Annotated in this window: 9 protein-coding genes; 4 read left to right on the top strand and 5 right to left on the bottom strand. The window is 53.7% G+C overall.

The window, feature by feature from the left end:
- Positions 1–56 precede the first annotated feature (56 nt).
- From ACFPMF_RS18795 to ACFPMF_RS18785, 3 genes are all read right to left on the bottom strand, one after another.
- Positions 57–1,049: an aspartate-semialdehyde dehydrogenase gene (locus ACFPMF_RS18795; RefSeq protein WP_379848222.1), complete on the bottom strand. Its 993-nt coding sequence runs from the start codon at positions 1,047–1,049 to the stop codon at positions 57–59.
- A gap of 268 nt (positions 1,050–1,317) precedes the next feature.
- The gene (locus ACFPMF_RS18790; RefSeq protein ID WP_379848220.1) at positions 1,318–2,952 is read right to left on the bottom strand and encodes a sodium/sugar symporter; all 1,635 of its coding nucleotides are present in this window, start codon (positions 2,950–2,952) and stop codon (positions 1,318–1,320) included.
- A gap of 151 nt (positions 2,953–3,103) precedes the next feature.
- A complete protein-coding gene (locus ACFPMF_RS18785) occupies positions 3,104–4,579 on the bottom strand; it encodes a TonB-dependent receptor (protein ID WP_379848218.1) in 1,476 nt (491 codons plus the stop codon).
- A gap of 88 nt (positions 4,580–4,667) precedes the next feature.
- On the opposite strand from ACFPMF_RS18785, the gene ACFPMF_RS18780 reads away from it, so the two are divergent.
- Positions 4,668–5,057 carry a gamma-glutamylcyclotransferase family protein gene (locus tag ACFPMF_RS18780; protein ID WP_379848216.1) on the top strand — a complete coding sequence of 130 codons (390 nt, stop codon included), beginning with the start codon at positions 4,668–4,670 and terminating at the stop codon, positions 5,055–5,057.
- A gap of 64 nt (positions 5,058–5,121) precedes the next feature.
- Here ACFPMF_RS18780 and ACFPMF_RS18775 read toward each other — a convergent pair whose 3' ends face one another.
- Together ACFPMF_RS18775 and ACFPMF_RS18770 are read right to left on the bottom strand one after the other, a co-directional pair.
- Positions 5,122–6,567 (bottom strand): S41 family peptidase, encoded by a 1,446-nt coding sequence (locus ACFPMF_RS18775; RefSeq protein WP_379848214.1) that lies wholly within the window; start codon positions 6,565–6,567, stop codon positions 5,122–5,124.
- A 235-nt stretch (positions 6,568–6,802) separates the two neighbouring features.
- Positions 6,803–7,471, bottom strand: coding sequence for a hypothetical protein (locus tag ACFPMF_RS18770; RefSeq protein WP_379848212.1), 669 nt, complete (start codon positions 7,469–7,471; stop codon positions 6,803–6,805).
- 175 nt (positions 7,472–7,646) lie between these two features.
- Between ACFPMF_RS18770 and ACFPMF_RS18765 the strand changes: the two genes are divergently transcribed.
- From ACFPMF_RS18765 to ACFPMF_RS18755, 3 genes are all read left to right on the top strand, one after another.
- Positions 7,647–8,684: a WD40/YVTN/BNR-like repeat-containing protein gene (locus ACFPMF_RS18765; RefSeq protein ID WP_379848210.1), complete on the top strand. Its 1,038-nt coding sequence runs from the start codon at positions 7,647–7,649 to the stop codon at positions 8,682–8,684.
- A 138-nt stretch (positions 8,685–8,822) separates the two neighbouring features.
- Positions 8,823–9,308: a MarR family winged helix-turn-helix transcriptional regulator gene (locus ACFPMF_RS18760; protein WP_379848208.1), complete on the top strand. Its 486-nt coding sequence runs from the start codon at positions 8,823–8,825 to the stop codon at positions 9,306–9,308.
- A gap of 97 nt (positions 9,309–9,405) precedes the next feature.
- Positions 9,406–11,874 carry a 3-hydroxyacyl-CoA dehydrogenase/enoyl-CoA hydratase family protein gene (locus ACFPMF_RS18755; RefSeq protein ID WP_379848206.1) on the top strand — a complete coding sequence of 823 codons (2,469 nt, stop codon included), beginning with the start codon at positions 9,406–9,408 and terminating at the stop codon, positions 11,872–11,874.
- The last annotated feature ends 6 nt before the right edge of the window (positions 11,875–11,880 follow it).

Genomic DNA, 11,880 nt, shown 5'->3' with positions numbered 1-11,880 from the left:
AAACAAAAAAGCCTGTCAGTTTGGAACCGACAGGCTTCAAGTTGTATAACTGGTGGTTACACCAAATTGTTTTCGACTAAATATTCAGCGATTTGAACGGCGTTGGTCGCGGCTCCCTTGCGCAGGTTGTCAGCCACGATCCAGAGGTTCAGCGCATTCGGCTGGCTTTCGTCGCGCCGAATCCGGCCCACGAATACCTCGTCTTTTCCGTGCGCCGTCAGCGGCATCGGATACAGGTAGTTTTTCGGATCGTCCTGCACGATTACACCTTCGGCTTCTGACAGGATTTTCGTCACTTCCGCTACGTCATAGTCCTGTTCGAACTCCACGTTCACGGCTTCGGAGTGCCCGCCAATGGTCGGAATCCGAACCGTCGTAGCGGTAACCTGAATGGTGTCGTCGCCCATGATTTTCTTGGTTTCGTTCACCATTTTCATTTCCTCCTTGGTGTAGCCATTGTCGAGGAAAACATCGATGTGCGGCAACACGTTGAGGTCGATCGGGTGCGGATACACTTTTTCCGTCGACTGATCGCCCGAACGTTCGGCAAACAGCTGATCCACGGCGGCTTTCCCGGTTCCGGTCACCGACTGGTAGGTTGAAACCACCACGCGTTTGATACCGTATTTTTTATGCAGCGGATTCAGGACCACCACCATCTGGATCGTCGAGCAGTTGGGGTTGGCAATGATTTTGTCTTCCTTCGTCAGCGTGTGGGCGTTGATTTCCGGCACGACCAGTTTTTTGGTCGGGTCCATCCGCCAGGCCGACGAGTTATCGACCACCGTAATGCCGGCTTCGGCGAACTTCGGAGCCAGTTTCAGGGAGGTGCTGCCCCCGGCCGAGAAAATCGCAATAGCCGGTTTGGCCGCGATGGCATCCTCGAAGCTCACGACCGTAACCTGTTTACCCTTAAACGTTACCTGTTTACCTACCGAGCGTTCTGACGCGACAGGAATCAGTTCCGTTACCGGGAAGTTACGCTCTTCGAGCACTTTCAGGATTTCACCACCGACCAGGCCGGTAGCGCCTACTACTGCAATTTTCATTTGTACCGAATGATTAAGTGAAACTATGGCTTAAAAATTGGGTGCAAAAGTACGGAGAAATGCCGAGAGATTAGGGAGAGTATTCTAAAAAATATCCGGATAATTCGCTCATTGTCAAAACCGCGCACTCAGCCCCAGGCCTGCATGGGTATAATTTGGCGCTCATCAAGATTTGTAATCTTGATGTTCTCTGTCGCGGATTTCAAATCCGCAGCAGATGAGTTCAGGATTGCAAATCCTGAACAGCGTCGAAATCCCGAACAGCCTATCACCAGAAGTTGCTGTACAAAACCGCCAAAACGGTCAGAATGATCGCCGAACCGGCAATGAACGATGGGGTTACCTTGAACATCCGCTGGTCGATTTCCAGTCCTTTTTCGTTGTGGTGACTGGCCGGGTCGGTGAGCGTCACGAGCACCATGATGGCCACGTCGATGCAGAACACCCACATTGTCCGGTGCAGAAACGGAATATCAGCCGCCTGAACGCCAAACGAACCCATGACTTCCGCCCAGAATTTCAGCAGGGTAGACAGCGGAATTGTCACAATGGCTACCGTCAGAGCCGCCCGCGTGGTGGTGCGTTTCCAGAAAAAACCAAGCAGGAAAATCGCGAACACGCCCGGCGTAATGAAGTTGGTGTACTCCTGAATGTATTGATAAACCTGATCGAACGAGCGCAACATCGGCGCAATCACGATGGCAATGGCGAAAGCCACCACCACCGCGTAGCGTCCCACCCGCACCAGCTTCTGCTCCGACGCGTCCTTGTCGAAGAATTTCTTGTAAATATCGAGCGTAAAAATTGTCGAGATGCTGTTGCACTTGCCCGCCAGCGAGGCCACTACAGCCGCCGTCAGGGCCGCAAATGCCAGCCCTTTCATCCCCTGCGGCAACAGATTCATCAAAACCGGGTAGGCATTATCCGGGCGTACAGCACCGTTGCTGGTCATTTCCTGCTGAAAAACCCCGTTCTGGTACAGCACATAAGCCGCAATCCCCGGAATGACGACAATCAGCGGAATCATCAGTTTCAGAAAGGCCGCGAAGAGAATCCCGCTCCGGGCGGTTTTCAGGTCTGCACCCAGCGCGCGCTGCACAATGTACTGATTACAACCCCAGTACGAGAAATTATTCACCCACATACCGCCCGTCACCAGCGCCATACCGGGCAACACGCTATAGTGCGGATGACCTTCGGGAAAATACATGTGGAAGTGTGAATCGGCCTCCGAGCGGAGCGACACCAGGCTGTTCCAGACCCCATCGATGCCCAGCTTCTCGCCCACCAGTTGCAGCGCCAGGTACGTAACCACCAAACCGCCCGTCACCAGCACAACCACTTGAATAACATCGGTATACCCAATCACTTTCATCCCACCCAGTGTGATAACAATCGCAAACAGGGCCAGCCCGATGGTGCAGGTCGTAAACGAAATGCCGGCCAGCGACTCGATGGCAATGGCCCCCAGGTACAGAATCGAGGTCAGGTTCACCAGCACGTACACCACCAGCCAGAAAATCGCTAGAATCGTGCTGACGGTATCGCTGTACCGCTGCGCCAGAAACTGGGGCATGGTATAAATGCGGTTTTTGAGATAAATCGGAATGAAGTAAACCGCCACCACGATGAGCGTCGCGGCCGCAATCCACTCGTAGGACGAAATCGCCAGCCCCATCGCAAAACCGGAGCCCGCCATGCCGATGAAGTGTTCGGCGGAAATATTCGAGGCAATCAGCGACGCGCCAATGGCCCACCACGTCAGCGATCCTTCGGCCAGAAAAAAGTCTTTGGTATTGGTTTCCGCCGATTTCCGCCGGCGGTAAATCCAGTAACCGTAACCGGATACAACGATAAAATACAGCAGGAACACCGCATAATCGGCGGGTTGGAGGTGATTCATTCCTCGGTGGGTTTATGTCAAAAGAACGGCAAAATAGAACTATTTCGACTTGTTTTCAACTGTCCGGACCGGATCGGCCTCAATATTGGCCAACAAAAACCGCAGCCAGAAGCGGTTGCGGTTTTACAAGGCTCAAAATCGGATCGGCGGTTTACGGCGAAGGCGCTTCCGTCGCCGTTTGCAGGCGTTGCGGGCCGGGCGCGGGCGGATAAATCACCTCGCACGGATAGCCAAACAGGCAGTTGTCCTTGATGATTTTGGCAACGCCTTCGGGCACCATCGCTTCCCAGCCATCCTCACCGGCTTTGACCATTTGCAAGACCCGGTCGGTCGAAATGTGCAGATTTTCTTCGTTGTAGTTGACAATATCCGCGATTTTATCGTTGGCGATGAGGTATTGGTACAACGGTTGCAGGTTGGGAGCCAATTGAAAATCCTGGCATTTGTAGATCACTCCGTTGGGCCGGAGCGTCGGATACACAAACAACTTCACTTTCCGGCTAAAAAGGGTGGCAAACGACTCCAGAATACCGCCGGGAAGATTCTTGTAATGTTGTTCTTCGAATATATACTCCAGGTTCGGAATGCCCAGAATCAGCCCGATTTTCAGCCGCGTCAGCCGCGACAGGTAGGCCACCAGCCGGTAATACTCCAAAAAGCTCGAGATCATCACGGTTTGCCCCAATGAGCAAAGAATATCGACGCGGTCCAGAAAATCCTTCTCGTCGATGCCGTGGTCGACATTGGCCGCCAGGTTGTGCAGCGTCAGTTCGGCCACCGTCACCACCCGGTCGGGGTCGATGTCCGGTTCTTCCAGAAATTGCTTGCGTCCGTTGCTGGCCATATCGACGTGAACGTTCGTCACCGGCCGTAACCGCCCCCGCAGCAGCAGAATATGGCGTTTATAGAGCGCTTCCGACGGCTGCAACACATTCCCGTCCGGGCCGAACAAAGCCGCGTTGGTAAACCCGTTCCGCACCAGATACAGACTCATCAGCCGGTTATCGACGCTGGCAAAATCCGGCCCGTTGAACCGGATCATATCAATCTCGATCCGCTCCGGCGACAGGTCGTCCATCAGCGACAACAGCAGCGTTTCCGGCGATTTGTAATAGTAATAGCACCCATAAATGAGATTCACTCCGATCACGCCCAGCGCCTGCTGCTGGAGCACATTCTCGTTGTCGAGCATCCGGACGTGGATCACCACTTCGTTATACGGTGCCTGGGGTTCCAGTTGAAACCGCAACCCGATCCAGCCGTGTGATTCGTTGGTTTTCTGGTAATTCAGCGCGACGACCGTATTGGCAAAAGCAAAAAACGTGGTCGTTTCACCACGTTGATCGGCCAGTCGTTTTTCCATCAGGCTGTATTCCTTGTTCAGCATCTTTGTCAGCCGTGATTCGACGACGTAGCGACCGCTTTCTTCGGGGCCGTAGATGGCATCACTAAAGGTCATGTCATACGCCGACATGGTTTTGGCAATGGTACCCGATGCACCCCCGGCTTTAAAAAACATCGCTGCGGTTTCCTGTCCGGCTCCGATTTCGGCAAACGAGCCGTAAATCCGCCGGTCCAGGTTAATCCGCAACGCTTTTTGTTTGGTACCAATGGTTTTATCGTACATAGGTTGGCGAGTATATGGGCGGGACGTAACCGTCCGGATTACTTATTGGTTTAAATTTACAAGAATCATTTCGAAAACCGCGTATCGAATGTCCACTTCTGAAACACCGCTTAGCCACATTTTCGTTTACGGAACACTGCTCAGTGCATCAAAAAAGCCAATGGCGCAGTATGTACGGCAACATAGTCAGCTCGTTGGACCCGGTTTTTCGCCCGGTCGATTATACGATCTTGGCACGTATCCCGGTGCGGTTTTCGACCCCGATGCGGAAACATGGGTTCACGGGGAAGTCTATTCGTTCCGGGAAACCGGCGCACCCGCCTTCCTGCGAACGCTCGACGACTACGAGGGCGCTGAATACGACCGGATCCTCGTATCCGTAAAAACCGCCAACGGCACCGTCGATTGCTGGACGTACCGGTTTATCCAGCCCGCGCAGTCGTTACCGCTCATCGCTTCCGGACGGTATTTTGGGTAAAAGCAAAAAACCGCCTTTGCTGACGGTTTTTTGCTTTTCAGGAATAATACTCCGCTCCGAATCGTCAGCGATTCAGCGTTTTCAGATCATCGAACATATTGCTGCCCCCGGCCCGGCGCTCCACCGACGAACCCAGCACGGGCAGTTGCGGCCCCTGATCCGTACCAATACGGGCGGTTCCGGCACCCGTAATCTGGGCCAGCGCCGTTGCCAGATAGACTTCCTCCACATCGCCCAGTGGTTTGACCGCCAGCGGTTCGGTTTTCGCAATGGTGGGTGTAAAACCGGTCGAATAATCCGACTGATTCAGTGCATTAAACGATTTGAACACAATGGGTTGCATCCCCCACCTGATTTTTCCCGAATCGTCCGAAATCGTGATGGACCCGACGTTCTTGCCGTAGGTTGTCTCGCCGATGGTAATCACCGGCATAAACGGTTTCAGCCCGTTAATGATCAACTCACTGGCCGAAGCCGTCCCGCCCGTCGTCAGGACAAAAACGCGCGACAGATTGGCCCCGATGTTTTGCACCTTGTACTGAAACCGGGTGATCAGGTTATCGGTCTGGCCTTCGCTGGCGATTTCGGCCATCACATTCTTGTTGTACTCCATCCGGTAGTACGTCTTGGTGTTATCAACACCCTTGCCAATCATACTCGCCAGTTTCACCGACGACGACACGTAACCGCCCGGATTGTAACGCAGATCGAGCACCAGTTCGTTGACGCCCAGCGCCTTGAACTTGCTGAAAATCTGCTCCAGTTTCTGGTCGTAAACCGGCGTTGTGCTGCCGTTCGGGCCAGGAATAAACTGATTATACACCAGGTAGCCAATGCGTTTGGTACCAACGACATAGACCGAATCGAGCAAAACCGGGTTTTGCTGGAACACCTCCGCCGTGACGGTTTTCACGGTTTGAGTATCCACAATTTTACCCGATTCGATTCGGCCCAGGCCGTAACGGAAAGTCGTCGGATCGGTCGCCAGCGAGGCATAGTTGCTGGTGGTCAGTTTCTGCCCGTTGATGGTCGTTATGATATCCCCCCGTTTCAGACCGGCTTTATCCGCCGGAGAACCGGGCAGCACATACAATACCGTACTAATCACGTCCGTCGAGCCGGATGCGCGCAGGTAATATTTAACTTCCAGACCGGTCGTTTTTTCTTCCCCGCTCAGCGACGACTTCAGTTCGGCAGCACTCTCCTGAATCCACGAAAACCGGTCGCGCTCCGGGTTGGCTTTGTTGGTATAATCGTACAGAAGGGAGTAAAAAAAGGCATTGGGCTCCAGCGTCGTGTCGGGACTAGCCGGCATTTTGTCATTCCAGTAATAAACCGCCCGCATATTCTCCAGAATCCAATTGTTAACCGATTGATCGGCTTTTGCAGGCGTCCCTTTCACCGGCGAATCGGGCGTTACGGCCGGATCTTTCGTACAGCCGCTTAGCCATAAACCAGCCCCCACTACCACCATCCAGGCCAAGGACTGCACATTCCAGGAAATTTTCATTAGGTCAGCTTTTGTCAATGAATCACTTTCACCGTTTTAACGCAGGATCGATTGCTATATTTTAAACGCATTACGGAGTGGATTATTCCACGAGTCTACCGGATTAATCCTCTTTTAATCGCAAGCCTGCATGGGCTTAACCGCATCCGTATGCCCTCCTTTCTTAAGAAAAAAAACGCCCTCCGGCGGGACAAACCGTGGTTTGTCCCGCCGGAGGGCGCACTGACCGATCGGGTCACTTTCCTTTCTTAGCGGCATCCTTGCCCCAGCTTACCTTAAATTTCCCGTCCGTGATGACGATTTCTTCTTTTCCTTCGGTCCGTTTCGTGTTATCGTGATCGTGCGGTCCCGATTTGGTCAGCATACCGCCACCGGCCGCCGTGATGGCTTTGTCTTCCAGATTCTGGCGAATCCCAAAACCGGAGATCGTCGCCAGCGCCCGTTTTTTATACAGCACTTCTTTCATCGTGGCTTCGAACGTGCCCTCGATGCTGTTGTCGGTGACGCTCGTAATGGTCACGGTTCCTTTCCACGATTCGCCGTCGCGGAACGCGTGGCCCAGCCCTTTCGATTCTTCCGTGTAATCGACCAGCGCCCAAATGACGTTGCCATTCGATTCTTTGTATTTCTTTTCCATTTCGCGGTCGTTTTCCGCAATAACCGGATACGTACCCGGTTTCAGTTGGTCGACATAGACAAACCGGATCCAGGTCTGTACGTCCGGGTTTACGTTCATTCCGGCAATGGCCAGGTACTTCACCCCGGTAAAGGGGATATTTAGTCGCTGGGCTTTGGCCTGCCACTCTTTCCCGTTAATTTTGGCAGAAACCACATTGTCCGATTCCTGTCCGTACGTCAGTACGCTCCAGCCGAAGGCCAGGAGAAGGGCGAAAATCTTTTTCATAAGTATGTGTATTAGTTGCAGTTACTATAAATCCAAACAAACATACAGGAAAGGAAAGCAAGTAGCCCTACCATTCACGAAATGCTGGATACAAAAATAGGCCACCCGCATCGGCCTGGTTTCCGAATCCCGACTGTATTGCCATTTTATCTCGATAAAACCGCTCTTTTCCCGTATGAAACTGCTTTGTTTTCTTCTGTTCCCTTCGCTACTGTTCGCGCAATGGCAACCCCAGACCAGCGGTACCGACGCCAATTTCCGGGCCGTCAGCGCGGTCAGTCAGAAGGTCGTTTGGGTGGGCGGCAGCAAAGGCACGTTTGTCCGCACGACGAACGGGGGCAAAACCTGGACCGCCGGAACCGTGCCGGGTGCCGAAGCCTGTGACTTTCGCGATGTGCAGGCATTTAGCGCAACGGAAGCCATTCTGATGGCCGCCGGACCCGCCGAGAAGGGACAGGCCCGGATTTACCGAACCAGCAACGGGGGCAAAACCTGGCAACTGGTTTTCCAAACGAACCAAACCGGGGTCTTTTTCGACGGGATCGACTTCTGGAACCGCTGGGAAGGCATGGTCTTCGGTGATCCGGTCGGCGGCACCTGGTATATACTGACCACCAGCAATGGCGGCAAAAGCTGGAAGCGCCTTCCGACAGACCGGTTACCGCTATTGCCCACGGGCGAAGCCGCCTTTGCCGCCAGCGGAACCAGCCTGATTACGCGGGGGTACAAATGGCGAACCCATAACTACCAGCGGGCCTGGATTGCCTCGGGCGGCACCGGCGTCGGACGGATTTATTCGACACCCTCCCGGGAGGGCAACTGGCAGGTTACCGAAACCACCATTCCGGCCGGACCCACCGCCGGAATCTTCGGCTTGTGGTTCGATGCGCGGGGCGAAAACGGTATGGCCGTTGGGGGTGATTACAAAAATGAAAAGGGAGACTGGGCAAATGTGTCCGTCACAACCGACGGAGGCAAAACCTGGACGGCCGGAACGCCCACCAATCCGCCGGGTTTGAAAGAAGGCATCGGGCGATTGACGGGCCAAACGCTCATCGCCGTTGGACCATCCGGAACCGGCTATACCACGGATTTCGGCAAAACCTGGACCCCAATCGACAACTCGGCTTTTCACTCCATTTCCTGCGCCAGCGGCAAATGCTGGGCGGTCGGTGCCCAAGGGGCTATTGCCGTTATCGAGAGCGTCCCGTAATATTCTTCAAAAAATTTAGCCCTGCTACCCCGATTTTCTCCTATTTTGTCTTTATTTCTTTAATAGTATGCTTGCATAATACCTATTAAAAAGTGTAGCTTTACATTCCCGACCCTTACGATCAGGAATGTTACTACCATGAAAAAAGAAAAAACCGTCGATTATCACATTAAACTGGGTTGGCATGCCATTTCGCGGATGTACAATGCTTATGCAGTCCGATACGACATGACGATGGCGATCGGTTTTGTACTGCTGAACATTGATCTGGAGCAAGGAACACCGGCCACGAAAATTGGTCCGCTTTTGGGAATGGAACCCCGCAGCCTGGTCCGGATGCTGAAAAGCCTGGAAGAACGCGGCTGGATCCGGCGGGTAGTCGACGAAAACGACAAACGGTTTGTCCGAATTCTGCTGACCGATGCGGGCAAAGAGAAACGTGAGATTGCCCGCGAGGGTGTGATTCAGTTCAATAACGTAATCCGGGAAAATATTCCGCTGGAGAAACTGGTGATTTTCTTCGACGTGATGAAGGACATTACCCGGCTGGTGGAAGACGAAAACGCCAAAATCAAAGCTACCGGAATCGACGAAATCATTCTAAACCGGGATTACGCCGAATAGTGGATTAACGGTGAGTGGCGGAGCAACGCAATTTGTATCCGATTATTTAACGGCAGGATCTCAGGTCAAGACTGTTCAGAATAGTTATAAGAACACCATGCAAACAACCCTTTCAAAACCACAATCTGAAGGCCGGACTCCGGCTACGAAAAACCGCAGCATCCGCCGGGTGGCCGTTCTGGGCTCCGGCATTATGGGTTCGCGGATTGCGGCCCATTTTGCCAACATCGGCGTCGACGTTTTGCTGCTCGACATCGTTCCGAACGCCCTGACGCCCGCCGAAGAAGCCAAAGGCCTGACGCTCGAAAAACCGGCCGTTCGCAATCGAATTGTGAACGATGCGTTTCAGAACCTACTGAAAGCCAGCCCGGCGGCTCTATACAGCCCAACGTTCGCCAGTCGGATTACACTCGGTAACTTCGACGATAACCTGAAGGATATTGGTCAATACGACTGGGTGATCGAAGTGGTGGTGGAACGCCTGGACATCAAAAAGTCACTCTACGAGCGCGTCGAACAATACCGCAAACCAGGTACGCTGATTACCTCGAATACCTCGGGAATTCCGATGCACCTGCTGACGGAAGGCCGGAGCGAGGATTTCCGGCGGCATTTCTGCGGAACCCACTTTTTCAACCCGCCCCGCTACCTGCGACTGCTCGAAATCATTCCCGGCCCGGATACCGACCCCGCCATCATTGATTTTCTGATGAAATACGGCGATTTGTACCTGGGAAAAACGACGGTTTTGTGCAAAGACACGCCCGCGTTCATTGCCAACCGGCTGGGTATTTACGCCATGATTCAGACCATCCGCGTGGCTGAAGAAATGGGATTGACCGTGGAGGAAGTCGATAAACTCACCGGACCGGTGGTGGGTCGCCCGAAATCGGGAACCTTCCGGCTGTCGGATGTGGTCGGGCTGGATACGACGGTCAATGTGGCTACCAACTTGTTGAACGTACTGACCAACGACGAGTCGAAAGACGGTTTTCAGTTGCCCTCGGTGATGCAGAAGCTAATGGAGAACAAGTGGCTGGGCGACAAAACCGGGCAGGGTTTTTACAAGAAGATCAAGGACGAAAAAGGCCAGTCGGTGATTCTGGCGCTGGATCTGAAAACGTTCGAGTATAAACCATCGCAGAAGGTCAGGTTTGCCACGCTGGAAAGTACTAAAAGCATCAATAATCTAAAGAAGCGGTTTTCGGTCCTGCTGGCGGGCCAGGACCAGGCCGGAGAGTTTTACCGCAAAACCTTCGCCGACCAGTTTCGCTACGCCAGTTACCGCATTCCCGAAGTAGCCGATGAGCTCTACCGCATCGATGCCGCCATTACCGCCGGTTTCGGCTGGCAACTGGGTCTGTTCGAAACCTGGGACGCTATCGGCGTTCGGAAAGGCATTGAACTGATTGAGTCGCTGGGGCAAAAACCGGCGCCCTGGGTGTACGAAATGCTGGAAGCCGGTTTTGAGAGCTTTTATAAAGTAGAGGGTGGGGTTCGAAAGTATTACGATATTCCGACCAAGCGCTACCAGGCCATTCCGGGCACCGAACAGTTTATCCTGCTGGAAAACCTCCGGGGAGACGGTCCCTCGAACAAGGTCGTTTGGGAAAATGCCGGTTCGGTGCTGTACGATCTGGGCGACGGAATTCTGAACCTGGAATTCCGCAGCAAGATGAACACGATGGGCGCCGAAGTGATCGAAGGTATCAACAAGGCCATCAGCATCGGGGAAAAAGAGTTTCGCGGTCTGGTAATCGGCAACGAATCGACGGAAGCGTTCTCGGCGGGTGCCAATCTGGCGACGCTGTTCATGTTTGCCATCGAGCAGGAATTTGACGAGATCAACCTGATGATTGCGCAGTTCCAGCAGACCATGATGCGGGCGCGGTATTCGGCGATTCCGGTGGTGGGCGCTCCGCACTCGCTGGCACTTGGTGGCGGCTGCGAACTCAACCTGCACTGCGACCGCGTGGTGGCGCATTCGGAATTGTACATGGGTTTGGTGGAAGTCGGCGTTGGACTGATTCCGGCGGGGGGTGGCACGAAAGAAATGGCCGCCCGTGCCAGTGACCTGTACCAGACCGGCGACCCCGAACTGAACATTCTGCAAAGCATTTTCATGAACATTGCCACGGCGAAGGTGTCGACTTCGGCGCAGGAAGCCCGCGAGATGAATTATTTGCTGCCCACGGCGCAGATTGTGCTAAACCGCAGTCGCCTGTTGGCCGAAGCCAAGCAGGTGGCCATCGAACTGGCTGAAAATGGTTACACGCAACCGAAACCGCGCAAGGATATCAAGGTGCAGGGAAAAACCGGGATTGCATTGTTCAAAGCCGGAATTACGGCCATGCGCATGGGCCGCTACATTTCGGACCACGACCAGAAAATTGCCGAAAAGCTGGCCTATGTCATCTGCGGGGGCGACCTGAGCACCCCGCAAACCGTCTCGGAGCAATACCTGATCGATCTGGAACGCGAAGCCTTTCTGTCACTGACTGGGGAAAGAAAAACGCTGGAACGGATGCAGGGATTGTTGCAGGGAGGCAAACCGCCGAGAAATTGATTTCAT

It is taken from the genome of Larkinella bovis (genome assembly GCF_042655385.1).
GTDB lineage: Bacteria > Bacteroidota > Bacteroidia > Cytophagales > Spirosomataceae > Larkinella > Larkinella bovis.
This window is presented reverse-complemented; position numbering and strand designations above follow the sequence as displayed.